The following is a 22,089-nucleotide window of genomic DNA, read 5'->3' as shown; positions in this document are numbered from 1 at the left end:
TCAAAGCCCCAGCCTTGCCCGGGCCGCCCAATCGTCCAGCGACGTGCGGGCGGCCGCCACCAGGGCCTCGGCGAAGGCCTCAGGCGCCCCGGCTTCCAAGGCCGGGGCGTCGCCGTATCCGGTCTCCAGCCCAGTCCGCAGCCCCAGCCGCCGCAGCATGCCGCGCTCCTGCTGCACCACGCGCAACCGCAGCTTCTCGCCGAAGCGCCCGCGCAGGACGGAGCGGATGTCGCCCAGCCCGTCGATCAGCCCAAGGGCCAGCGCCCGGCGCCCGGCCCAGAAGGCGCCGGAGAACAGTTCCTCCTCCGGCCCGACCAGACGGCTGCCGCGCCGGCTGCGCACCATCGCCTTGAACGCCTCGTGCACGTCGGCCTGCAAGGCCTTCAGATGGGCGACGCCGTCCTCGCGCTCGGGCGAGAAGGGATCGAGCAGCACCTTCTTGTCGCCGGCGGTGTAGAGGCGCCGTTCGATGCCGTGGCGCTCGATCAGCCCATGCAGCCCGAATCCCGAGGACACCACGCCGATGGAGCCGAGGATGGAGCTTTCGTCGGCCCAGATCTCGTCCGCCGCACAGGCCAGCCAATAGCCGCCCGACGCCGCCGCATCCTCGCAGAAGGCGAAGACCGGCAGCTTCTTCTCCTCGGCCAGATCGCGGATGCGCTTGGCGATCAGCGCCGACTGCACCGGCGACCCGCCGGGCGAGTTGACGATCAGCGCCACCGCCTTCTGGTCCTTGGGCGCGAAGGCGCGCTCCAGCAGCGGGGCGACGCCGGCCAGCGTCAGGCCGGACCGCAGCGGGCCACCCTGGCCGATGACACCGGTCAGGCGGACGACGGACACCAGCGGCCCGGCCTTGCGCCAGGGGCCGAAGGGAAGTTTGGCGAGGAGGGATTGCAGGCTCATGCCGGCAGAGATGGGAGTGTAGTCTCCCGATTGAAAGGCACAGGTCCCGTTAATTTGGCCCCGCTAAATCGTGAGCGCCTCGGCGTCGCGAAGGATCCGTTCCGCCGCCGGGCTGTAGCCGCCTTCGGCCTTGTGCACGGTCACGCCGGCGGTCAGACGGGCCGGAGCTCTGCCGCCCTTGCGGGCGACCAGCAGAAGCCGCTTGGATTCCACTCCCGGCTTGGGCCAGAGCGGGACCAGGACGAGGCCGCCGAACCGGCCGTGCAGCGCGTGCAGGATGTCGTCGATCCGGTCGGCGCGGTGGACCATCGTCAGGGTGCCGCGCGGTTTCAGCATGCGGTCGGCGAACCGCACCCAGTCGGCCAATCCTGCCGCACCCTCGACATTGGCGGCGGCCTTCCAGCCGTCGGGGGGAACGCTGGCGGCACCGGCCTTCAGATAGGGCGGATTCATCATCACCCGGTCGAATCCGGCGGTGCCGAGCGCGTCGGGCGGGGCCAGCAGGTCGCCCTCCACCACGGTCACCCGCTCCGCGACGCCGCTGAGCGCGGCATTGCGGCGGGCGAAGGCGCAGGCATCGGCACGCTGTTCCAGCCCGACCACCACGGCGCCGGGCACCCGGACGGCGAGGCACAGTGCCGCAGCCCCGGTGCCGGTTCCCACATCCAGCACGCGTTCGCCGTCGCCGGCGGCGGTGATGGCGGCGAGGAAGACCGGATCGATGGCGGCACGATAGCCCCCCTCCGGCTGGAGCAGCCTCACCCGGCCGTTCAGCAGGAAATCCACATGCGTTTCATTGTCTGGTTCCGGAACCGGAACGATAAGGTCGCTCACGCTTCGCCAGCCTCGCGCAGGATGCGGACGGCCTGTGCGGCGTCTTCCGTATCGACCATCAGCCGCCGGGGAATGGCGCCGATGGACCCCTCGAGAATGCTGGTGTAGCTGTCCAGCACGATGGCCTCGATTCCGGCATCGGCCAGCAGGGCGACCAGCCAGGACAGCCGGACGGGATCGGTAGTGCGCAGCAGTTCGGTCATGGTGTCTCGAAAGAACGGTCCCCTGCGGACTTGACCGAAGAGGCTAGGCCGTTATGCTCCCTAGCGCAAATTCTGGCGTCAATCATCCGTGGAGTCGACCTTGGCGGTCGTGACCAACTTCGAGCCGAAACGGCGCAAGTCTAACCCGCTCGACGACCTGACCGCTTTGGTGGCCGAGGACCTCAGCGCCGTCAACCAGATCATCCTCGACCGCATGCAGTCGCAGGTCGAGATGATCCCCCAGTTGGCCGGCTATCTGATCGCCGCCGGCGGCAAGCGCCTGCGCCCGGTGCTGACTCTGGCCGCCGCCAACCTGTGCGGTTATCAGGGCGAGCATCACCGGCTGCTGGCCGCGGTGGTGGAGTTCATCCACAGCGCCACCCTGCTGCACGACGACGTGGTCGACGAAAGCGACTTGCGCCGCGGCATGGCCTCGGCCAACGCGGTGTTCGGCAACAAGGCCAGCGTGCTGGTCGGCGACTTCCTGTTCTCCCGCGCCTTCGAGATGATGGTGGAGGTGCAGTCGCTCGACGTGCTGCGCATCCTGTCCGGCGCGTCCGCCATCATCGCCGAGGGCGAGGTGCTGCAGCTCCGCACCACCAACGACACCGAGACCAGCGAGCAGGCCTATCTCGAAGTCATCAAGGGCAAGACCGCCGAGCTGTTCGCCGCCGCCTGCCGCGTCGGCGCCGTCGTCGCGAACCGCCCCCAGGCGGAGGAGATGGCGCTCAACGACTACGGCATGAATCTCGGCATCGCCTTCCAGCTGGTCGACGACGTGCTGGATTACTCGGCCCTGCAGGCGAAGCTGGGCAAGACGGTCGGCGACGATTTCCGCGAGGGCAAGATCACGCTTCCGGTCGTGCTCGCCTTCCGCCGCGGCAACGACGAGGAACGCGCCTTCTGGCGCCGGGTGATGGAGGAGCTGGACCAGAAGGACGGCGACCTGGAGCGCGCCCAGTCGCTGATGGCCCGCCACAACGCCCTGAAGGACACGGTGGAGCGGGCGCGCCATTACGGCTCGATCGCCCGCGACAGCCTGGGCTTGTTCGCCGAAGGGCCGGTCAAGCAGGCCTTGCTGGAAGTCATTGATTTCGTGATCGATCGCGATTTCTGACGAAGCGGCAGGGGGTGGGGCGGCCGGCTGGGTCTTTTTGGCGACGACATGTTTTTTGCGTTGCGCGCCCGGGCCGGACCGTTTATACACCCCCTCCACCGGCGGACGACACCGCCCGCCGGTGACAGGACCGGAGAGTAGCTCAGCCTGGTAGAGCACTGCTTTCGGGAGGCAGGGGCCGGAGGTTCGAATCCTCTCTCTCCGACCAAATGACAAGGGCTTCCGGAGAAATCCGGGAGCCCTTCGTCGTTTCGGGCAGAGTCCTGCCGGTGATTCCATGCTCCACCGGCATGGCAAAAATGCATCCGCCAGGCTGTGACTTTGCATTGCGCAGGCCGCCGGAACCGTTTATACACCCGCTCCACCGACGGACGGCGCACTCCAAAGTGAAAGGCCGCCGGTGACAGGACCGGAGAGTAGCTCAGCCTGGTAGAGCACTGCTTTCGGGAGGCAGGGGCCGGAGGTTCGAATCCTCTCTCTCCGACCAAATGACAAGGGCTTCCGGAGCGATCCGGAAGCCCTTCGTCTTTCCGGCCTGCCGTGGTGCCGGAACCGGCCGGCCTGTCAGGCGGCGCGCTGCTGTTGCGACATCCGGCCCCGCACATGGTCACAGGCCTGGTCGACCTCCCGTGTGAAGGCGTCGTAGTCCACTTGCAGTCCATTCAGATAGGCACTCCAGCCTGCGCTGGATTTGGCATAATGAACCGCGGCTTCGATCTCTTCCTTTGTCGCTCCGAAGAGCTTGGCGAGCGCCGTGTGATAGAAAGCGCAGTAGCGGCATTTGGTGACGGCGGCGATCCCGAGACCGATCAGTTCACGGTATTTCTGAGGGATCGGTCCGTCATCGACCTGCACGGCTTTGAACAGGCGCCATTCGGTTTCTATGGTGGAATCAGGCAACTCCTTGAAGAAGGATGGAACCAGCCCGAAGACCTCCATGATTTCCTGATAGACTGATTGGCGATCCATGTGCCCCTCCCTGAGGTGAGGCGTGGGCGTGCGGCGAAATGCAAAGGCACGCTCGCGTCGAAGGCGGACATTATACGCCGTGAAACGGCGGCTGAACGCCCCCATCGGGACAGATGTGCTTTTTAGCTCTTGCCATGGAGCCGAATTTTCCGGCTGCGACCGGGCGCCTCTTTCACACCGTGCACAGGAACCGCCGCTCCGTCCCCTCCAGCACCAGGGCGGTCAGGCGGTTGGTGGCGTAGGCGCCGGTGTCGATGCCGATGCGGTTGGACAGCAGTTCCGGTTCCGGCGCGATGGTGTGGCCGTGGACGACAACCTTGCCATGGTCGGCGCGCGACGCGAGGAAGGCCTCGCGGATCCACAGGCGGTCATTGTCCTCCTGCCGGTCGAGCGGCACGCCGGGGCGGATTCCGGCATGGACGAAATGATAGTCGCCGATGGTCAGATGGCAGCGCAAGGCCTTCAGGAAAGCCCGGTGATGGGCCGGCAGCACGCTGTTCAGCATCGTCTGCGCCTGATGCAGATGCTCGGGCGGCGCATCGGGATCGGGGGCCGGGACGCCGTAGCTTTCCAGGGTGGCGTCGCCGCCATAGGTCAGCCAGCCGGGGGCGACGCGCAGGTCGGCCATGAAGCCCAGCATCGTGTCCTCATGGTTGCCGCGCAGGAACACCGCGCCGAAGGCCGGCGGCAATCCGCAGGCGAGCCGTTCGATCACCAGCCGCGAATCCGGGCCGCGATCGACATAGTCGCCGAGGAAGACGAGGTATTTCAGCAGGTTCGGCGCCTGTTCGGCGTCACGGGCGATCTGGCCCAGCATCTGGTCGAGCAGGTCGAGCCGGCCGTGGATGTCGCCGACCGCATAGACGCGCATGCCGCGCGGCACCGACGCCGGTCCCGTCCGGCCGGCCGAGGAGGCGCCCGAGGTCGCCTCCGTCCACAATTTGCGTGCCAAGCTCAACACGGGGATCGTTCTCGACTTTGTCACATCACGCCCACACAGCTGTGTCCGTGCCGCTTTCCCTTCAAGGGCTTCTTAAGGGGGCTTCCTTTGTTGCACCGCATTTGCGCCGCCTTCACCCCGCCGGAAGATCGCGTGACGACAGCAGCGGCCGGCTGAGCCGCCCCGCGGCGATGTCGGCGCGCAGCGTTCCGCCGTCCGCAGCGCGGACGCGCTCCAGCTCCGCCCGGTTGGCCTTGAAGAAGGGGTTCTGCTCCGACGAGTTTTCCGGCCGGGCATGTTCCAGGTGATAGAGCGGGCCGGGCACCCGTTCGACGCCGAGCCCCAGGCGGCGGAACCGTTCGGCGATCTCGTCGTCCTCATAGCCCCAGGACAGGAAGGCCTCGTTGTAGCCGCCGTTGGCGAGCAGCCGCCCGCGGTCGAAGAAGGCGCCGCCGCCGGGAGAGTTGCGATGCATCAGCGGGAAGCGCGGGCAGACGGCGTTGAGCGGCGCCGCCGACAGGGTGTGGCCGAAGCGCAGGACTTCCCGCCCCATGATCCAGAAGAACAGTCCGTTGTAGGGGAAGACCAGCCCGCCGCCCCGCCGCACCGCGTCGCGGGCCAGCACATACTGGACCGGATCCACCACGATGTCGGTGTCGTGCAGGGCGACGATCGGCGTCTCCGCCGCCTCCGCCATGCGGTTGACCAAGTGGGCCTTGTGGGTGAAGGGCGTGTCGTTGCCGCGCAGATGCAGGTGGCGGCAGCGGGCGGCGAGATCGGGGCCGAGCGCGCCGGGCACGTCGCTCGGCCCGTCCCTGTCCTCGCCGATCAGCAGGGTGGCGTCGACATGCTTCAGCAGGAAGGCGACGATCCAGCGCAGGTTGCGCCTGCGGTCGTCGCTGTCGGCCCGGAAGGGGATCAGGATGGTGGTGTCGCGCAGGTCGTGCCGGCCGTCGGGCAGCCGCGCCGCCATCGCCGCGCTGCGGGTGCGGAAGGCGGCCTCCTGCCCGGCCAGCCTCGCCTGCGACAGCTCGTCGGCGGGGTTGAGCGCCAGCGCCATCTCGTAGAAATGCACCGCGGCGCCGGGCCGGCCCAGATCGGCCTCGATGTCGCCGTGCTGGCGCCAGCCGGCGGGGTAATGGGGATGGCGGCCCAGCAGGCCGTCCAGCGCCGCCAGCGCCTCGTCCAGCCGGCCGGCGCCCTGCAGCGCCTCGCTCAAATGGTATTCGCAGTCGGGAAAATCGGGGCGGAGCGCCAGGGCGCGGCGATAAGCGACGATCGCTTCCTCCGTCCGCAGCGCCCGATGGTGCAGGGTGCCGAGATTGAACAGCGCGTCGGCATCGGGCGCCTGCTCCACCGAGCGGGTCAGAAGCTCCAGCGCGCGGTCCAGGTCGCCGTTGCGGGCGGCGATGAAGCCCATCCGCTGCATCGCTTCGGGATTGCCGGGATCGGCGTCGAGGATGCGGGCATACAGCGCCTCCCCTTCCGCCAACCGGCCGGACTTGAGGTGGTCGAGCGCGATGGCGAGCGCCTCGTCGAGGGTGACGGTCCGGCCGCTGCTGGGCATGACGGTTTGATTCCATTGCGAATCGAAGGACTTCGACGATTCCACTTTGACACAGAGGGCGCGCGCGGTGAAATCTTCGGTCGACAGGATCCGCATTGCGTTCAGCCAAAAGGCACCCGTTGCATCATGACCAACGATCATAAGAACCGTTCCGCCGGAGGACTCGCCCTTTCCCGCCGCACGCTGGGCCAGGCGGCGATCGCCGGCGGCGTGCTGGCCGGCTTCGGCCGCGCCCCGGTCTTCGCCCAGGACACCACCCTGAAGGTCGGCGTGCTGCTGCCGCGCTCCGGCCTGCTGGCCCAGGCGGGGCAGGCCTGCCAGCGTGGCGCCGACATCGCCCCGGCGGTGCTGTCCGAACTCGGCTACAAGGTGGAGGTGATGTCGGCCGACACCGAATCGAACGCCGACGTCGCCCGCTCGCGCACCGAGAAGCTGATCAACGACGGCGCCCATGTCATCGTCGGCGCCTTCGACAGCGGCCAGACCGCCGCCGCCGCCCAGGTCTGCGAGCAGCGCGGCGTGCCGCTGGTGATGAACATCGCCGCCGCCGACAAGCTGACGGAGCAGGGCTACAAGACCGTCTTCCGCAACTTCCCGACCTCCACCATGCTGGTGTCGAACGGGATGTCGCTGATGAAGGACCTGTTCGCCGCCACCGGCACCACGCCCAAGACCGCCGTCTTCCTGCACGCCAACGACACCTTCGGCATGGCGAACAAGGCCGCCGTCGACGCGCTGTTCCCCAAGCTCGACATGCCGTTCCAGATCGTGGAGTCGATCTCCTACGATCCGCGGGCGCAGGATCTGGCGGTCGAGGTGGCGAAGGCCAAGGGCACCGGCGCCGAACTCGCCATCGTCACCACCCGCGCCAACGATGCCATCATGATGGTGCGCGAGATGGTGAAGCAGCGCTGGGAGCCCAAGGGCATCGTCTCCCCCGGCTCGCCCGGCCTGTATGACGAGCAGTTCTACAAGGTGCTGGGCAAATACGCCGACTACGCCATCACCAACCTGCCCTGGTACGATCCCAAGGCGGCGATGACCAAGCGGGTCGAGGCGGCCTTCAAGAAGCAGTTCCCGAACGACCGGTTCGAGGGCTACGCCTTCAACGTCGCCTTCACCTTCGAGGCGATCCTGATCGCCGCCGACGCCTTCAAGCGCGCCGGCACCGCGGACGCGTCGGCCATGCTGGCGGCGCTGCGCCAGACCAACCTGTCGGACAAGCTGATGGTCGGCCCGGCGATCACCTTCGACGAGAAGGGCCAGAACACCAACCTGATCTCGGCCTGCATCCAGAACCACAAGCTGCGCCCGACCGTGGTGCTGCCGAAAGCCTCGGCCGAAGCCGACCCGGTCTTCCCGATGCCGGGCTGGGGCAAGCGGGCTTGATGTAAGCGTCTCTGACGCTCCCTCTCTCGTCCCGGGAGAGGGAAGGGGCCCATGCGGAGCATGGGAAGGGTGAGGGGTGTTCCAAGGATCGGGTCCATGTTCGGATCATCCCTCACCCTCCCCACGCCGGACGGCGCGGGTCCCCTCCCTCTCCCGGGGCGGGAGAGGGCGTCCCCTCAACTCCCCGGTGCCCTGGGCGCGCTCCAATTGCGCAGCACGCTGACCACGCGCAGCGTGAACACGGCCAGCGCGCCGACCACCGCGACCGGCACCGGCGGCAGATCCAGCCGCTGGCCGGCGATCACCACCGCGGCCCCGAGCAGCGAGGCCATGGCATAGATCTCCTCGCGCAGCACCCGCGGCACCTCGGCCACCAGCAGGTCGCGCATCGCCCCGCCGCCGCAGGCGGTCATCACGCCCAGCAGGGCGGCCGGCAGCGGGCTCAGCCCGAAGGCCAGTGCCTTGCCGCAGCCGGCGACGGTGAACAGTCCCAGCCCGGCGGCATCCAGCACCATCACCGGCTTGCCCAGCCGGTTGATCGGGCCGTGGAACAGGAAGGCGGCCAGCCCGGCGGCAAGTGCGACCATCAGATAGCGGTCGTCGCGCAGGCTGGCCGGCGGCAGCGCGCCGATCAGCAGGTCGCGCATCACGCCGCCCGCCAGCGCGGCGGCCAGCGACAGCACCATCACCCCGAACAGGTCCAGCCGCTTGCGCACCGCCAGCGTGCCGCCGCTGAGGCCGAAGACGAACACGCCGATGAAATCCATCACCGTCAGCAGGGTGGAGAGGTCGGTCGGCATCGGGATGGGAAGCGGCGGCATGGGCGGACTCTGGGGCGGACTCTGCGGAGGATCGTGTGCCCACCGATTGAGCACGGCCGCCCCCGCCACGCCAAGCGAAACCTCCGCTACACCGTGTCGGGGGCCGACAGCCGGATGCCCATCCGCCGCGCCTCCAGCATGAAGGCGCGGGTCATCTGCAACAGGTCGGTGCGCCAGTAGAGCTGGGTCAGCGGTTCGTCCAGGAAATCCTCCGGCAGCATGGCGTAGCAATAGGTCTCCACCACCCGCAGATCCGGATTCCACGGATCGACGCCGTCACGCCAGCCGATGGTCCAGCCGGCATGGCCGGCGCCGATGGCCCAGCGCTCGAAATGCGGGGCGATGGTGTTGCTGTCGATCGGGTCCGTCACCGGCACCTGGTAGAGGGCGACGAAGCGCCAGACATTCAGCTGGAGCCGCATCAGCAGCGAATCGCCGAAGGCGCCGATGCGATAGAGGCAGTCGGGGGAGCCGGGGGCATGGCTGAAGCTGACCTCGGCCCGCCGCAACTCGCTCAGCGGGGTGGCGGAGGGGGCGTCGGCCAGGGGCGGCGTCTCGTATTCCACGGCGCGCAGATCCTCGACCAGGTCATGGGTCAGCATGTGGGAAACGCGGCTCTGCGCCTCGGCGATGGTCAGGCGGATCAAGGGGCTGGTCCCTTCTGCTGATGGCTGGCGGTCAGGACACGAACGCCCGCTCCGGTCTTTTGTTCAGGGAGTTGCGGATCTGCGTCGATCCGCCCCTTGACCTTCCAACGGCTGGAAGCCCCATATCCCGTCATGCCGAGAGGAATCGAAGGAGAACCGGCATGACCACGACCCAGCAAGACAGCGGCAAGGCGACGGCCGCGGCTTCCCCGACCGACCTGGATCTGGCCGTGTCGGGTATGACCTGCGCCTCCTGCGTCCGCCGCGTGGAGAAGGCGTTGGGCCGGGTGCCGGGCGTCACCGCCGTCTCGGTCAATCTGGCGACGGAGCGGGCGCGGCTGAGCTTCGCCGGTTCGCCCGACGCCAAGGCCGCGGCGGACGCGGTCGAGGCCGCCGGCTTCCACGCCGAACGGCGGGAGTTCGACCTGTCGGTCACCGGCATGACCTGTGCCTCCTGCTCCGGCCGGGTGGAGAAAGCGCTCAACCGCTTGGCCGGTGTCGAATCGGCGGCGGTCAATCTGGCGACCGAGCGCGCCCATGTCGTCGCCTTCGCCGGCAGCGTCGATAGTGCGGAGCTGATCGCCGCCGTGGAGAAGGCCGGCTACGGCGCCGCCCTCCTCACCCAGGGCGGCGAACAGGCGGAGGAGGAAGCGCGGGCCGACCGCAGCCGGCGCGAGCTGCACCATGTGCTGATCGCCGCTGCGCTGTCGCTGCCTTTGCTGGCCGGAATGGCCGGCGACCTGTTCGGGGCGGATTGGATGCTGCCGGGCTGGATCCAACTGGTGCTGGCCAGCATCGTGCAGTTCTGGCTTGGCGCGCGCTTCTACCGCGCCGGCTGGAACGCGTTGCGGGCAGGGGCCGGCAACATGGATCTGCTGGTGGCGCTCGGCACTTCGGCGGCCTGGGGCCTCAGCCTCTACCTGATGCTGACGGCGCATTCCGGTCACCAGCCTCACCTGTATTTCGAAGCCTCCTCGGTGCTGATCACCTTCGTGCTGCTCGGCAAATGGCTGGAGGCGCGGGCCAAGGGCCAGACCGCGGCGGCGATCCGCGCGCTGATGGACCTGCGCCCGGCCACCGCTCGGCTGCGCCGCGACGGCGTGGAGACCGAGGTGCCGGTTGAGCGCGTCCGCGTCGGCGATCCCGTGGTGGTCCGCCCCGGCGAGCGGGTGCCGGTCGACGGCCGGGTGGTGGAGGGGAGTGGCGGCGTCGACGAATCGATGCTGACCGGCGAGAGCCTGCCGGTCGACAAGGAGCCGGGCGACCGCGTCACCGGCGGTTCGATCAACGGCGACGGCCTGCTGGTGGTGGAGACCACGGCGGTCGGCACCGAGACCATGCTCGCGCAGATCGTCCGCATGGTGGAGGGCGCCCAGGCGTCGAAGGCGCCGATCCAGCGGCTGGTCGACCGGGTCAGCGCGGTGTTCGTCCCGGCGGTTCTGGCGGTGGCGGCGCTGACGCTGGCCGGCTGGTGGATCGTCGGCGGCGATCTGGAAATGGCCATCGTCACCGCCGTTTCGGTCCTCGTCATCGCCTGCCCCTGCGCGCTGGGTCTGGCGACGCCGACCGCGATCATGGTCGGCACCGGCGCCGCCGCCCGCCACGGCATCCTCATCAAGGACGCCGAGGCGCTGGAGCGCGCCCATGCCCTGACCGCCGTCGCCTTCGACAAGACCGGCACGCTGACGGAAGGCAAGCCGCGCGTCACCGACCTGCTCGCGGCCGACGGCGTCGATGGCGTGACCCTGCTGCGCCTTGCCGCCGCCCTCCAGACCGGCAGCGAGCATCCGCTGGCCCATGCGCTGCGCGACCGGGCGGTTGCGGCGGGCATGGCGGCGGAACCGGTGACGGACTTCCGCGCGCTGGCCGGCCGCGGCGTCGCCGGCACGGTGGCGGGACGGCGCCTGCAACTCGGCAATGCCCGCGCGGTGGCGGAGGCCGGCTTGCAGCCGGGCGCGCTGGCCGAACCGGCGGAGGCGCTCGCGGCGACCGGACGCACCCTGTCCTGGCTGATCGAGATCGGCGAGACGCCGCGCCTGCTTGGCCTCGTCGCCTTCGGCGATACCGTGAAGGACAGCGCCGTCACCGCCATCGCCGCGCTGAAGGCGCAGGGGGTGGAGCCGGTGATGGTGACCGGCGACGGCTGGGGTGCCGCCCGCTCCGTCGCCGCGGCGCTCGGTATCGAGCGGGTGTTCGCCGAGGTGCTGCCGGGCGACAAGGCCGCCGTGGTCGCGACGCTGAAGGGGGAGGGCAAGACGGTGGGGATGGTCGGCGACGGTATCAACGACGCCCCGGCGCTGGCTGCCGCCGATGTCGGCATCGCCATGGCGACCGGCACCGACGTGGCGATGCACAGCGCCGGCGTCACCCTGATGCGCGGCGATCCCCGGCTGGTCGCCGGCTCCATCGACGTGTCGCGGCGGACCTATGCGAAGATCCGGCAGGGGCTGTTCTGGGCCTTCGCCTACAACGTCGTCGGCATCCCGCTGGCGGCATCGGGCAACCTCAGCCCGGTGCTGGCGGGGGCGGCGATGGCGCTCAGTTCGGTCAGCGTGGTGGTGAACGCCCTGACCTTGCGCGGCTGGACGCCGCCGAAGAGTGAGGATGTGCGATGAAGGACGGCATGACCATCGGCGACGCCGCCAAGGCGTCGGGCGTGAACGCCAAGCTGATCCGCTATTACGAATCCATCGGCCTGATTCCGGAGGCCGGGCGGACGGCGTCGGGCTATCGTGTCTACGACGACCGCGAGGTGAATGTGCTGCGCTTCGTCAAGCGGGCGCGGACGCTGGGCTTCGGGATCGAGCGGATCCAGAAGCTGGTCGGCCTTTGGCAGGACCGCTCGCGCTGCAGTTCGGAGGTGAAGCGGATCGCGCTCCAGCACATCGACGAGCTGGAGGCGAAGATCGCCGAGCTGCAGGCGATGCGCGACACGCTCCATGAGCTCGCCGACGCCTGCCACGGGGACGAGCGGCCGGACTGCCCGATCCTGAAGGACTTGGCGTCGTGATGATGCCGGAGCGCCCTCACCCCGCAGGGCAATCGCATATGGGAGTTATGATCCTATAGAAGGAAACCCGTCATTCCCGCGGAGGAGTCTGTGAAGAATTCGGTGACTCGCTGAGAGAAGCCCCAAGTTCGAACCACGTCGCGTTGGGTCGCATCGTGCGCGTCCCTCGACCGTCATTCCCGCGAAGGCGGGAATCCAGACTTTGCAAGTGCTTGCGCTGGGAACTCTGGATCCCCGCCTTCGCGCTACGGGATGCACAGATCTCGCGCTTGCGGCAGGAAAAGCATCTTACCGTTGCGCGTAGCCCCTCTCCCCTCGCGGGGCGGGATCGGCCAAACGCCAACGGCGTTTTGCCGACCCGCGGGTTGGGGTGAGGGGACGCAAGTTTGATTTCCACCGACCTACGGTCGGCCGCCCCCTCATCCCAACCCTTCTCCCGCGAGGGGAGAAGGGCCATTCGCTAGAGAAAGTCGCATCTCGTTCGCAGAAGCGAGATCTGTGCATGCCGTAGCGCCTTCGCGGGGATGACCCATCGGAGACGCGCGCACCTACTCGATCAGCTCTTGGATGGGTGCGTTCGATTTCTTCACAGGCTCAGAGGCGGGAATCCAGCCATCTCAGCTGCTATACACGAGAGTTTCCTGGATCCCCGCCTCCGCGGGGATCCAGGAAGTCTCTTCATCGGACTCTAGATTTCAAATGCGATCACCCTGCCTCACCCCGCCGGGGCCGGCGGCCTGAAGATCGCCGGCAGGTCCGGCCGTCCGCCGCTCGGCATCTTGAGGCGCAGGCGGGTCTCGATGTGGCGGAAATGATCGCCGGACAGGGCGATGGCGCGCGCGGTGTCGCGGGCGCGCAGGGCCTCGACGATGGCCGCATGTTCGTTGGCGCCGCAGATCGAGTCCGTCGCCGCCTCGAACACCGACACCATCACCGAGGAGCGCGACAGCAGGTCGCGCAAGGCCGCCGACAGCTCGGCATTGCCGAGCGAGTCGGCGATCAGGAGATGGAACTGGCCGGACAGCCGGACCGAGGCGGCACGGTCGCCGTCCGCCGCCGCCTGACGCTCGCAGGCGATGTGGTCCGCCAGCCTGCCCAATAATGCGTCATCCAGCCGGCTCGCCAGCTCCACCAGGATCCCGGCCTCCAACACGCGATGGGCCTGATAGATCGCCCGCACGTCGTCCGGGGTCGGGCAGGGAACCCGGACGCCGCGGTTGGTCACCGCCTCCAGCCGCCGTTCCGCCACCAGCCGGTGCAGCACCTTGCGGATCCGTTCGCGCGACACGCCGAAAAGCTCGGCCAGCGGCGTTTCCGCCAGCTTTGTCCCGGCGACCAGACGCCCGGCCAGGATGGCGTCGAGGATCGCCGTATAGACGGTCTCGTCGGCTTCGGTGTCGCCCTTGGGCGGGCGTTTGCTGGCGCGCGTCGTCATTCCCGAACCTGTGCTGAAAAAATGTGCGCATTCATTCAAAATAATGTGCACATTATTGCGGGCGCAGTTTGAAGCGTCGCCCATGAATCTGTTTTAAGCCTTTGATTCCAGCGCGCAAGGCAAAATGTGCACATTTGGCACGACCTTTGCGAAAGGCATCCTGTCTTTCCCCCGCTCGGAGCCTTTCCCATGCGCCCTGACGATTTGTCCCGCCGCACCCTGCTGACGGCCGGCGGAGCCCTCGCCGCCTCGCTCGCCATGCCGTCCATCCTGCGCGCCCAGACCAAGGAGATCGTCGTCGGCGGCCCGGCCGGCGCAGCCAAATATTTCAACGAGGCGGTGTTTCCGGCGATAAACAAGTCACTCGGCGTCACGATCCTGTATGAAGGCTCCAACTCGCTGACCAACCTGCAGAAGATGCAGGCCGACCGCGGGGCGCCGAAATTCTCCGTCGTCATCATGGACGACCCGGTGATGATCAAGGCGGCGGACGAAGGGCTGATCGTTCCGATCACCGCCAAGGGCAGCCCCAACCTCGACCGGCTGGTCGCCGGCGCGGTCCATCGCGACGGGATGTGGGCGAACTACCAGCGCCCCTGGGCCGGCATCGCCTTCAATTCCAAGACCCCCGCCCCGGCCTCCTGGGCCGATTTGTGGGTGCCGGCCAACAAGGGGCGGGTCATCGTCCCGTCCATCCAGAACACCGAGGGGTTCTGGAACCTGCTGGTCGCCGCGCATCTGGAGACCGGCAAGCCCTTCGCCGAGGCGCAGTACGACATCGACGCCGGTTTCAAGAAGCTGAAGAGCCTGGTTCCCAGCCTGCTCAACGTCTACACCAACGCCCCCCAGGCGATGAACCTGCTGGAGCAGGGCGAGGCGTCGATGATCGGCGGCCAGTTCTCCGCCTACACCCTGACCCGCAAGGCCGAAGGGGCGCCGGTCGACCTCGCCGTTCCGAAGGAGGGCGGCTTCGCCATGCCGTCCGGCATCGCCAAGGTCAAGGGCGGGCCGGCCCCGGATCTGGCCGACGCGGTGATCGACGCCTTCCTCGGTCCGGCAGTGCAGGAGATCCTGGTGGAGAAGGCGGTGGTGGCGCCGACCAACACGGCGACCCCGCGCCCCGCCGGCTTCCCCGACCCGGCCACGCTGTTCGCCCCAGACTGGGCCTTCGTCGCCAGGGAGCGCGGCAAGTGGGCCGAGCGCTGGACGACGGAGCTGCTGTGATGGAAGGCGGCGGCATGGCGGCCCATCTGTCGGTGCGGGGGGTGTCCAAGCGCTTCGGCGCCACGCCGGTGCTGACGGACATCGACCTGCGGATGGCGCGCGGCGAACTGGTCACGCTGCTCGGCCCCTCGGGCTGCGGCAAGACCACCCTGCTGCGGGTGATCGCCGGCCTGACCCAGCCGGACAGCGGCGTGCTGGAACTGGCCGGCCGGGACATCACCCGGCTGCCGCCCTACCGCCGCAACGTCGGCGTCGTCTTCCAGAACTATGCGCTGTTCCCCCATCTCGACGTCGCCGGCAACGTCGCCTTCGGGCTGAAGCTGCGCAAGCGGCCGAAGGCGGAGATCGACGCCTCGGTCAAACGAGCGCTGGAGCTGGTCCATCTCGGTGCCCTGGCGGACCGGCCGGTCCGCGCCCTGTCGGGCGGCCAGCAGCAGCGGGTGGCGCTGGCCCGCGCCATCGCGGTCGAACCCAGCGTCATCCTGTTCGACGAGGCACTGTCGGCGCTCGACCGCAAGCTGCGTGAGACCATGCAGGGCGAACTGCGCCGCCTGCTCCGGCAGATCGGCGCCACCGCGGTCTTCGTCACCCACGACCAGGAGGAGGCGCTGACCATGTCCGACCGCGTGGCGGTGATGCATCGCGGGCGGATCGACCAGCTCGCCGACCCCCGCACGCTCTACGACCGGCCGGCCACCGCCTTCGCCCTGTCCTTCGTCGGCCAGTCGCTGAGGCTGCCCGGCACCGTGGTCGACGCCGACGGCGACGGCTCGATGGTGGAGACGGCGGTGGGGCAGGTGCGGGCGCCGCGCCGCTTCCTGCCCGGCTCGCCGGTGATCGTCGCCACCCGGCCGGAGCATGTCCGGCTGGCCGAGGGCGAGAACACCCTGCACGGCACCGTCACCGGCGTCACCTTCCAGGGATCGCGCAGCGTGGTGGAGATCGATGCCGGCGGCGCCGTCCTGATGGCGGAACTGCCGGGCCGGCAGGCACTGCCCGACCCCGGCACGCCGGTCTCCTTCGGCTGGCCGGTCGCCGAAACCCTGCTGTTCCCGGCGGAGGAGGCGGCATGATCGCGCTGCTCCCCCCGATCGACCGGGACCGCCGCGTCGCCCTGCTGCTGTCGGGGCCGGCCGGGCTGATCCTGCTGGCGCTGTTCGCCCTGCCGCTCGGCCTGCTGTTCGCCGTCAGCCTGCAGGCGCCGCCGGGGACGCCGCCGGGGCCGAGCCTCGCCGCCTACGAGCGGCTGCTGACCACGCCGCACCATCTCGGCGCGGTGTGGAACTCGGTGAAGCTGTCGCTGGCCGTCACCGTCCTCACCCTGCTGGTCGGCTATCCCGCCAGCTTCGCCATCGCGCGGGCGAAAGGGCGATGGCGCAGCCTGATGCTGGGCTGCCTGTTCCTGCCGCTGTCGGCCAGCGTCATCGTCAAGGCCTTCGCCTGGACCATCCTCCTGCGCTCCAGCGGGATCGTCAACACGGTGCTGCTGGGGCTGGGCATCGTCGATGCGCCGGTGCGGATGATCTTCACCGAGACCGCCCTGATCGTCGGCGCGGTCAACGTCTTCCTGCCCTTCATGATCCTGCCGGTCTACGCCGTGGTGGCCCAGCTCGACCCCCGCTTGTCGGAGGCGGCGGCGACGCTCGGCGCCAATCCGGCGGCCGGCTTCCTGAAGGTGACGCTGCCGGTGACCATGCCGGGGATCGTCGCCGGGGTGGCGCTGGTCTCCGCCCTGTCGGTCTCGGCCTATGTCGTGCCGACCCTGCTGATCGGCGAGCGCTACCCGACGCTCGCCTCCACCATCGCCAAGGCCTATCTGCTGACCCGGGAGCCCGCCTTCGGGGCGGCGGCCGGCGTGGTGCTGCTGGTCATCGCCGTCGCCATCGTCGTGCTGTCGAGCCGGCTCGCCAGGGAGGGCCGGGCATGAGAACCGCCGCACTGGCCTTCTCCTGGGCGATGGCGATCCTCGCCTGCCTGTTCCTGCTGGCGCCGTTGCTGGTCATCGCCGCCGCTAGCCTGTCGCCCACCCCGGTCTTCGACCTGCCGGTCGGCGGCGCCTCGTGGAGATGGTACGGGCGCATCGCCTCGCTGGAGGGGTTCTGGCCGGCCCTGTGGCTGTCGGTGCAGATCGCGCTGCTCTCCACCGCCCTGTCGCTGGTGGCGGGAACCATGGCCGCCGCCGCCATCGTGCGCGGCCGGCTGCCGGGAGCGGAGGCCTTCGCCGCCGCGCTGGTCTCGCCGCTGATGATGCCCGGCCTCGTGCTCGGCATCGCGATGCTGCAGTATTTCCGCGGCATCGGCTTCACCGCCAGTTGGCCGGCGCTGCTGCTGGCCCATCTGGTCATCACGCTGCCCTACGTGGCGCGGACGATGATCGCCGGGATGTCGCGCTTCGACTTCACCCTGATCGAGGCGGCGCTGACGCTGGGCTGCACCTGGCCGCAGAGCGTGCTCCGGGTGATGATCCCGGCGCTGGCGCCGTCCTTCCTGGTCGCCGGGCTGTTCAGCTTCCTGGCGTCCTTCGACAACTATCCGGTGTCGATCTTCCTGACCGACGTCCGCACCAAGACCCTGCCGATCAAGATGCTGCAATATATCGAAGAGGCGCCGGACCCGACCCTGGCGGCGCTGTCCACCCTGATCCTGCTCGGCACGCTCGTCCTGCTGGTGATCGCCGACCGCGCCGTCGGGCTGTCCCGCATGGCTGGAACCGGGGAGTGACCGGCATGACCCACAGACCTTCCGGAGACGGCTCCTTGCGCGACTTTCGCGGCTATGCCGGCCGGCCGGCCGATCCGCGCTGGCCGGGCGACGCGCGGCTCGCCCTGTCCTTCGTGCTGAATTTCGAGGAGGGGGCGGAATTCTCCGTCCGCGACGGCGACCCGGTCAACGAGGCGGTCTACGAGGTGACCGACCGCCGCGCCGGCCCCGATCCCTGCATCGACAGCCATTTCGAATACGGCACCCGGGCGGCGTGGTGGCGGATCATGGATCTGTTCGACCGCTATGGCGTCCCGCTGACGGTCAGCGCCTGCGGCCAAGCGGTGCAGCGCTCCCCCGATCTGGCCCGCGACGCGGTGGCGCGCGGGCACGAGGTCTCCGCCCATGGCTGGCGCTGGGAAAGCCACGCCGACATGGCGGAGGCGGAGGAACGGCAGGCCATCGCCCGCGCCGTGGCGGCGATCCGCGCGGCGACCGGCGAGCGCCCGGTGGGCTGGCACACCCGCTCCGCCGCATCGCCCAACACCCGCCGGCTGCTGGTGGAGGAGGGCGGGTTCCTCTACGACAGCGACGCCTACAACGACGACCTTCCCTACGACCTGGACATCGGCGGACGGCGCCATGTCGTGCTGCCCTATGCCTTCGACACCAACGACATGCATTACTTCCACACCCAGCGCTTCGCCGGAGCCGATTTCGCCGGCTATGTCACCGATGCGATGGATTGGCTGCATGGGGAAGGCAGGCGGATGCTGTCGGTCGGGCTTCACCTGCGGATGATCGGCCGGCCGGGGCGCATGGGGGCGCTGGAGCGCATCCTGCGGCATGCGGCCGAAAAGCCGGGCGTGTGGGCGGCCCGCCGCGCCGACATCGCCCGCCACTGGCTGACCGTCTTTCCGGAGCCGCCCCAGCCATGAGGATCCTGATCGCCAATCCCAACACCTCGGCCGGCATCACCGCCCGCATGGTCGAGGCGGCGTGGGCCCTGGTGGACGGCGGCGTGACCATCGTCGGGGCGACCGCCCCGTTCGGTGCGCCGGCGCTGGAGACGCCGGCCGATCTGGCCACCGCCGAACTGGCGGTGGCCGCCATGCTCGGCGCCCATCCCGATTGCGAGGGTGCCATCGTCGGCGCCTTCGGCGATCCCGGACTGGCGCGGGCACGGGCTGCCTTTGGCCGGAGGCCGGTACAAGGGCTGGGCGAGGCCGGCCTGCGCGCCGCCGGGTCCGGGGGGCGCCGTTTCGCCGTCGTCACGCTGGGCCCGGCGATGCGTCCGGCGATCGAGGCCAGGGTGAGCGAACTCGGCTTGGCCGACCAGATGGCCGGCATCGCCTTCCTCAGCGGCGGCGTCCTCGATCTGGCGTTCGAGCCATGGCGCTACCATGGCGAGATCCTGGAGGCGGTCGCCGCCGCCCGCGACCGCGGGGCGGAGGCGGTCCTGCTGGGTGGCGCCCCGTTCTCCGGCTGGTCGGGCCGGCTGCAGGCCAAGGCGGCGCTTCCCCTGCTCGACGGGCTGACCGCGGCACTGAACGATCTGGTAGCAGGCGGAGCCGCCGTCGGCGGTTGAGACCCGCAAGGGCGGCGCCTCGGTTACGGCCGGCTCTGCCGATGTCCGTCAGGGCGGGCGGCGCCATGCCGCCCGCGCCGAACGTCGCGGCGTCACGCGTATCTATCGCTTGGTCTTCGGGTCGTGCGTGTGGTGGAGGTCGCGTTCGCCGCCGCCGCTGGAACTGCCGGACTGGCGGCCGTTGGTGGGTTCACCCGGATGCGGGTGCTTTTCCGCCGCCGGTTCCGGCTTGTCGGCGTTCTGCCGGCTGCTGCCGGGGCCGCCATGGTGGCGGTCGGTCGCCTCGTTGTGCTTGGTCATGCCTCACCGATCCTGCTGGTAGCCCTGGTGGGTGGTGTTCTGCCGGGTGTTGCCGGTCTGGCCCTGTTCCTTGGTGTTGGGCGTGCCGCGGTTGCCGGCGCCGTCATCGGGCGAGGCGCTGGTCGCCGGCTCGCCGGGACCCTTGTCGCTGCGGCCCTCGGGCGGGACGGGCGGGATGTGCTTGGTCATGGTGGCACTCCTTATGTTGGCTCGCGTTACCCTCCAACAGGAGGGCGGGGGAGGGGTTCCGGACCAGTGAAGACCCACCCGCGCGCTCGGCCTTCGCAATGCTTTCATGCGAAATTGCTGCGACCGCAGGGCGCCCGGCGGCCTTTATGCTGACGGGCATGTCGAACCCCTCCGCGCCGACCCTCTCCTCGCCCCAATCCGCAACCCGCAAGCCGCCCGCCGTGGCGGTCGACGGCTTGCCGATCCCGCAGCGCTACTGGGCGATGGCGGCGATGACCGTCGCGCTGATCATGGCGGTGCTGGACGGCGTGGTCGCCAACATCGCCCTGCCGACGATCCAGCGCGAGTTCGCGGTGGATGCCGCCAGCGCGATCTGGGTGGTCAACGCCTATCAGCTGGCGGTCACCGTCGCGCTGTTCCCGATGGCCTCGCTGGGCGACATCATCGGCTACCGCAAGGTCTACTGGTTCGGCCTTGCGGTTTTCACCGTGGCCTCGCTCGCCTGCGCGCTGTCGCCGAACCTGCCGCTGCTGACCGCTGCCCGCGTGCTGCAGGGCATCGGCGGCGCCGGGATCATGAGCGTCAATCTGGCGCTGGTCCGTCACATCTACCCCTCCACCCATCTCGGGCGCGGCGTCGGCTACAACGCGATGATCGTCGCGGTGTCCTCCGCCGCGGGGCCCAGCCTGGCAGCGCTGATCCTGTCGGTGGCGTCCTGGCCCTGGCTGTTCGCGGTGAATGTGCCGCTCGGGCTGGCGGCGCTGGCGGTGGCGGCGCGGGCGATGCCGGCCTCCAATCCGGCCGGGCACCGGTTCGATTGGCTGAGCGCCGCGCTGAACGCTGCCACGCTCGGCCTGCTGATCGTCGGCTTCAAGGGGGTGGACGGCAGTCAGCCCCCATGGTTGGTCGCGGCGGAGCTGGCGGCGGCACTGGCGCTCGGCGCGACCCTGGTTCGGCGCGAACTGGCGCAGGCGGCCCCCTTGCTGCCGGTGGATCTGCTGCGCCGGCCGGTTTTCGCCCTGACGGTGGTGACGTCGGTCTGCTCCTTCGCGGCGCAGAACATCGTCTTCGTGGCGATGCCCTTCTTCTTCGAGGACGTGCTGAACCGCTCGCTGGCGGAATCGGGGCTGTTGATGACGCCCTGGCCGCTGGTGGTGGCACTGGTCGCCCCGATCTCCGGCCGGATGGCCGACCGCTACGAGCCGACGCGGCTGGCCGCGGTCGGACTGGCCCTCTTCGCCGCCGGCCTCGCCTTCATGGCGCTGCTGCCGTCGGACCCGTCGAACCTGGACGTGGTCTGGCGCATGGCGCTGGCCGGTTTCGGCTTCGGCCTGTTCCAGACCCCGAACAACAAGGTCCTGGTCAGCAGCGCGCCCAAGGAGCGCAGCGGCGGCGCCAGCGGCATTCAGGCCACCGGGCGGCTGCTGGGCCAGACGCTGGGCGCCGCCACGGTCGGGCTGGTCTTCACCGCGATCGGCAAGGCGGACGGCAGCGTGGTGGTGCTGTGGCTGGGCGCCGGGCTGTGCCTCGTCGCCTGCCTGACCGGCATCTTCCGCCGCCGTCCCGCGACCTGACGGGCTTATTGACTGTTGGGCTGCTGGGCGGGCTGCTGGCTTTCGGGGCGGGTCAGCGTCGGCTCGCTGCCATAGGCGAAGGTCGGCGCCTTGGCGAAATCGGCTTCGCCGATGGTCAGCATCGGGCCGTTGGGGCCATTGCCCAGCGTCGCCGCCGGCACCGCCACCAGCTTTTCGCCCAGCCCCAGCACCTCGTTCGGCGCCAGGACGATCCGGTCCACCCGGTCGCCGGTCTGGTCCATGGTGAAATCCAGGATGCGCCCGGCCGGCTGGCCGTCGCTGGTGCGCAGTTCCGTTCCCACCATAGCCCGGGCCTGATCCGGATTGAGGGCGGCCGGCGGCAGGGCGGCGACGGGCGGCGACGAGCCCTGGGCGCCCGTGACCGCGGGGGCGGGATTCTGCACCTCAAGTGACGGGGCTTCGCCGCTGACGCCCGGCGGGGAGGTGATCTGCCCGGTCGCCGGCTGGTCGTCCGGCCGCGGCGCGGTCATCAGCGGCGGTGCGGCGGTGACGCCCGGCGCCGGGGCGGTCTGGGCGAAGGCGGTGCCGGTCAGCAGCAGCGCCGCAGCTGGAACGAGCAACAGGGGGCGGAGCATGGGGGCGACCTTTCCATTCGGATTCGGTATCGCCCTGGTTAACAGCGCAACATGCCATTGGGTTGCCGACAGAGGATCGCATA

23 protein-coding genes and 2 tRNA genes are annotated in these 22,089 nt (G+C 69.5%); 13 read left to right on the top strand and 12 right to left on the bottom strand.

Translation table 11 applies throughout. The features are described from left to right. The 3 genes from JHL17_RS21950 to JHL17_RS21940 all read right to left on the bottom strand — a co-directional run bounded on the left by JHL17_RS21950 (position 1) and on the right by JHL17_RS21940 (position 1,940). Positions 1-903: a S49 family peptidase gene (locus JHL17_RS21950; protein WP_200196410.1), complete on the bottom strand. Its 903-nt coding sequence runs from the start codon at positions 901-903 to the stop codon at positions 1-3. 63 nt (positions 904-966) lie between these two features. Continuing rightward, positions 967-1,737, bottom strand: coding sequence for a methyltransferase (locus tag JHL17_RS21945; RefSeq protein ID WP_200196408.1), 771 nt, complete (start codon positions 1,735-1,737; stop codon positions 967-969). Then, positions 1,734-1,940: a putative signal transducing protein gene (locus JHL17_RS21940; RefSeq protein WP_200196406.1), complete on the bottom strand. Its 207-nt coding sequence runs from the start codon at positions 1,938-1,940 to the stop codon at positions 1,734-1,736. The genes JHL17_RS21945 and JHL17_RS21940 overlap by 4 nt, the downstream gene beginning before the upstream one ends. Before the next feature lie 100 nt (positions 1,941-2,040). Here JHL17_RS21940 and JHL17_RS21935 point away from each other — a divergent pair, with 100 nt between their 5' ends. From JHL17_RS21935 to JHL17_RS21925, 3 genes are all read left to right on the top strand, one after another. Next, a complete protein-coding gene (locus JHL17_RS21935) occupies positions 2,041-3,057 on the top strand; it encodes a polyprenyl synthetase family protein (protein WP_200196405.1) in 1,017 nt (338 codons plus the stop codon). A gap of 131 nt (positions 3,058-3,188) precedes the next feature. Then, positions 3,189-3,265: transfer RNA gene (locus tag JHL17_RS21930), tRNA-Pro, on the top strand. Positions 3,266-3,467: 202 nt separating this feature from the next. Next, a tRNA-Pro gene (locus JHL17_RS21925) sits at positions 3,468-3,544 on the top strand. Positions 3,545-3,621: 77 nt separating this feature from the next. On the opposite strand, the gene JHL17_RS21920 is transcribed toward JHL17_RS21925, so the two are convergent. From JHL17_RS21920 to JHL17_RS21910, 3 genes are all read right to left on the bottom strand, one after another. Continuing rightward, positions 3,622-4,026, bottom strand: a complete 405-nt coding sequence (locus JHL17_RS21920; protein ID WP_200196403.1) for a carboxymuconolactone decarboxylase family protein — start codon at positions 4,024-4,026, stop codon at positions 3,622-3,624. Between the two features lie 172 nt (positions 4,027-4,198). Beyond that, a complete protein-coding gene (locus JHL17_RS21915) occupies positions 4,199-4,987 on the bottom strand; it encodes a metallophosphoesterase (RefSeq protein ID WP_200196402.1) in 789 nt (262 codons plus the stop codon). 112 nt (positions 4,988-5,099) lie between these two features. Continuing rightward, the gene (locus JHL17_RS21910) at positions 5,100-6,533 is read right to left on the bottom strand and encodes a tetratricopeptide repeat protein (protein WP_200196401.1); all 1,434 of its coding nucleotides are present in this window, start codon (positions 6,531-6,533) and stop codon (positions 5,100-5,102) included. Positions 6,534-6,659: 126 nt separating this feature from the next. On the opposite strand from JHL17_RS21910, the gene JHL17_RS21905 reads away from it, so the two are divergent. Next, on the top strand, positions 6,660-7,922 hold the full coding sequence (locus tag JHL17_RS21905) for an ABC transporter substrate-binding protein (protein ID WP_200196400.1): 1,263 nt from the start codon (positions 6,660-6,662) through the stop codon (positions 7,920-7,922). 176 nt (positions 7,923-8,098) lie between these two features. On the opposite strand, the gene JHL17_RS21900 is transcribed toward JHL17_RS21905, so the two are convergent. Next, complete coding sequence (locus JHL17_RS21900; RefSeq protein WP_200196399.1) at positions 8,099-8,743, bottom strand: trimeric intracellular cation channel family protein; 645 nt, start codon at positions 8,741-8,743, stop codon at positions 8,099-8,101. Between the two features lie 86 nt (positions 8,744-8,829). Next, a complete protein-coding gene (locus JHL17_RS21895) occupies positions 8,830-9,390 on the bottom strand; it encodes a hypothetical protein (RefSeq protein ID WP_200196398.1) in 561 nt (186 codons plus the stop codon). A gap of 161 nt (positions 9,391-9,551) precedes the next feature. Here JHL17_RS21895 and JHL17_RS21890 point away from each other — a divergent pair, with 161 nt between their 5' ends. Next, positions 9,552-12,005: a heavy metal translocating P-type ATPase gene (locus tag JHL17_RS21890; RefSeq protein WP_200196397.1), complete on the top strand. Its 2,454-nt coding sequence runs from the start codon at positions 9,552-9,554 to the stop codon at positions 12,003-12,005. Next, positions 12,002-12,400: a Cu(I)-responsive transcriptional regulator gene (gene cueR / locus JHL17_RS21885; protein WP_425599642.1), complete on the top strand. Its 399-nt coding sequence runs from the start codon at positions 12,002-12,004 to the stop codon at positions 12,398-12,400. Before JHL17_RS21890 ends, cueR begins: the two co-directional genes overlap by 4 nt. Positions 12,401-13,115: 715 nt before the next feature. On the opposite strand, the gene JHL17_RS21880 is transcribed toward cueR, so the two are convergent. Beyond that, positions 13,116-13,835: a GntR family transcriptional regulator gene (locus JHL17_RS21880; RefSeq protein ID WP_200196395.1), complete on the bottom strand. Its 720-nt coding sequence runs from the start codon at positions 13,833-13,835 to the stop codon at positions 13,116-13,118. 189 nt (positions 13,836-14,024) lie between these two features. Here JHL17_RS21880 and JHL17_RS21875 point away from each other — a divergent pair, with 189 nt between their 5' ends. Genes JHL17_RS21875 through JHL17_RS21850 form a run of 6 tightly spaced genes read left to right on the top strand, consistent with a single transcriptional unit; the run spans position 14,025 to position 19,347 of the window. Then, positions 14,025-15,059: an extracellular solute-binding protein gene (locus JHL17_RS21875; protein WP_200196393.1), complete on the top strand. Its 1,035-nt coding sequence runs from the start codon at positions 14,025-14,027 to the stop codon at positions 15,057-15,059. Then, positions 15,026-16,132 (top strand): ABC transporter ATP-binding protein, encoded by a 1,107-nt coding sequence (locus JHL17_RS21870; RefSeq protein ID WP_345773857.1) that lies wholly within the window; start codon positions 15,026-15,028, stop codon positions 16,130-16,132. Before JHL17_RS21875 ends, JHL17_RS21870 begins: the two co-directional genes overlap by 34 nt. Next, the gene (locus tag JHL17_RS21865; protein ID WP_200196391.1) at positions 16,129-16,986 is read left to right on the top strand and encodes an ABC transporter permease; all 858 of its coding nucleotides are present in this window, start codon (positions 16,129-16,131) and stop codon (positions 16,984-16,986) included. Before JHL17_RS21870 ends, JHL17_RS21865 begins: the two co-directional genes overlap by 4 nt. Then, a complete protein-coding gene (locus JHL17_RS21860) occupies positions 16,983-17,780 on the top strand; it encodes an ABC transporter permease (protein ID WP_200196389.1) in 798 nt (265 codons plus the stop codon). Before JHL17_RS21865 ends, JHL17_RS21860 begins: the two co-directional genes overlap by 4 nt. Before the next feature lie 5 nt (positions 17,781-17,785). Further along, positions 17,786-18,697 carry a polysaccharide deacetylase family protein gene (locus JHL17_RS21855; protein ID WP_200196388.1) on the top strand — a complete coding sequence of 304 codons (912 nt, stop codon included), beginning with the start codon at positions 17,786-17,788 and terminating at the stop codon, positions 18,695-18,697. Continuing rightward, on the top strand, positions 18,694-19,347 hold the full coding sequence (locus JHL17_RS21850) for an aspartate/glutamate racemase family protein (RefSeq protein ID WP_200196386.1): 654 nt from the start codon (positions 18,694-18,696) through the stop codon (positions 19,345-19,347). Before JHL17_RS21855 ends, JHL17_RS21850 begins: the two co-directional genes overlap by 4 nt. A gap of 102 nt (positions 19,348-19,449) precedes the next feature. Here the strand turns inward: JHL17_RS21850 and JHL17_RS21845 are convergent, their stop codons facing one another. Both JHL17_RS21845 and JHL17_RS21840 read right to left on the bottom strand, forming a co-directional pair. After that, complete coding sequence (locus JHL17_RS21845) at positions 19,450-19,647, bottom strand: hypothetical protein (protein ID WP_200196385.1); 198 nt, start codon at positions 19,645-19,647, stop codon at positions 19,450-19,452. A 3-nt stretch (positions 19,648-19,650) separates the two neighbouring features. Next, the gene (locus JHL17_RS21840; RefSeq protein ID WP_200196383.1) at positions 19,651-19,836 is read right to left on the bottom strand and encodes a hypothetical protein; all 186 of its coding nucleotides are present in this window, start codon (positions 19,834-19,836) and stop codon (positions 19,651-19,653) included. 158 nt (positions 19,837-19,994) lie between these two features. Here JHL17_RS21840 and JHL17_RS21835 point away from each other — a divergent pair, with 158 nt between their 5' ends. Beyond that, positions 19,995-21,410 carry an MFS transporter gene (locus JHL17_RS21835; protein ID WP_247893726.1) on the top strand — a complete coding sequence of 472 codons (1,416 nt, stop codon included), beginning with the start codon at positions 19,995-19,997 and terminating at the stop codon, positions 21,408-21,410. 5 nt (positions 21,411-21,415) lie between these two features. Here JHL17_RS21835 and JHL17_RS21830 read toward each other — a convergent pair whose 3' ends face one another. Then, positions 21,416-22,006, bottom strand: coding sequence for a PRC-barrel domain-containing protein (locus JHL17_RS21830; RefSeq protein ID WP_200196380.1), 591 nt, complete (start codon positions 22,004-22,006; stop codon positions 21,416-21,418). Positions 22,007-22,089: the final 83 nt, after the last annotated feature.

Origin of the sequence: Azospirillum endophyticum (assembly GCF_016595245.1) — a bacterium.
Taxonomy (GTDB): Bacteria; Pseudomonadota; Alphaproteobacteria; order Azospirillales; family Azospirillaceae; genus Azospirillum; species Azospirillum endophyticum.
This window is presented reverse-complemented; position numbering and strand designations above follow the sequence as displayed.

What these genes read in the sequence shown, in the direction of transcription:
- JHL17_RS21905 (WP_200196400.1), top strand. Translation starts at nt 6,660, where the DNA reads ATGACCAACGATCATAAGAACCGTTCCGCCGGAGGACTCGCCCTTTCC.
- JHL17_RS21940 (WP_200196406.1), bottom strand. Translation starts at nt 1,940, where the DNA reads ATGACCGAACTGCTGCGCACTACCGATCCCGTCCGGCTGTCCTGGCTG.
- cueR (WP_425599642.1), top strand. Translation starts at nt 12,002, where the DNA reads ATGAAGGACGGCATGACCATCGGCGACGCCGCCAAGGCGTCGGGCGTG.
- JHL17_RS21865 (WP_200196391.1), top strand. Translation starts at nt 16,129, where the DNA reads ATGATCGCGCTGCTCCCCCCGATCGACCGGGACCGCCGCGTCGCCCTG.
- JHL17_RS21890 (WP_200196397.1), top strand. Translation starts at nt 9,552, where the DNA reads ATGACCACGACCCAGCAAGACAGCGGCAAGGCGACGGCCGCGGCTTCC.
- JHL17_RS21845 (WP_200196385.1), bottom strand. Translation starts at nt 19,647, where the DNA reads ATGACCAAGCACAACGAGGCGACCGACCGCCACCATGGCGGCCCCGGC.
- JHL17_RS21950 (WP_200196410.1), bottom strand. Translation starts at nt 903, where the DNA reads ATGAGCCTGCAATCCCTCCTCGCCAAACTTCCCTTCGGCCCCTGGCGC.
- JHL17_RS21860 (WP_200196389.1), top strand. Translation starts at nt 16,983, where the DNA reads ATGAGAACCGCCGCACTGGCCTTCTCCTGGGCGATGGCGATCCTCGCC.
- JHL17_RS21880 (WP_200196395.1), bottom strand. Translation starts at nt 13,835, where the DNA reads ATGACGACGCGCGCCAGCAAACGCCCGCCCAAGGGCGACACCGAAGCC.
- JHL17_RS21910 (WP_200196401.1), bottom strand. Translation starts at nt 6,533, where the DNA reads ATGCCCAGCAGCGGCCGGACCGTCACCCTCGACGAGGCGCTCGCCATC.
- JHL17_RS21900 (WP_200196399.1), bottom strand. Translation starts at nt 8,743, where the DNA reads ATGCCGCCGCTTCCCATCCCGATGCCGACCGACCTCTCCACCCTGCTG.
- JHL17_RS21830 (WP_200196380.1), bottom strand. Translation starts at nt 22,006, where the DNA reads ATGCTCCGCCCCCTGTTGCTCGTTCCAGCTGCGGCGCTGCTGCTGACC.
- JHL17_RS21920 (WP_200196403.1), bottom strand. Translation starts at nt 4,026, where the DNA reads ATGGATCGCCAATCAGTCTATCAGGAAATCATGGAGGTCTTCGGGCTG.
- JHL17_RS21850 (WP_200196386.1), top strand. Translation starts at nt 18,694, where the DNA reads ATGAGGATCCTGATCGCCAATCCCAACACCTCGGCCGGCATCACCGCC.
- JHL17_RS21855 (WP_200196388.1), top strand. Translation starts at nt 17,786, where the DNA reads ATGACCCACAGACCTTCCGGAGACGGCTCCTTGCGCGACTTTCGCGGC.
- JHL17_RS21835 (WP_247893726.1), top strand. Translation starts at nt 19,995, where the DNA reads ATGTCGAACCCCTCCGCGCCGACCCTCTCCTCGCCCCAATCCGCAACC.
- JHL17_RS21840 (WP_200196383.1), bottom strand. Translation starts at nt 19,836, where the DNA reads ATGACCAAGCACATCCCGCCCGTCCCGCCCGAGGGCCGCAGCGACAAG.
- JHL17_RS21875 (WP_200196393.1), top strand. Translation starts at nt 14,025, where the DNA reads ATGCGCCCTGACGATTTGTCCCGCCGCACCCTGCTGACGGCCGGCGGA.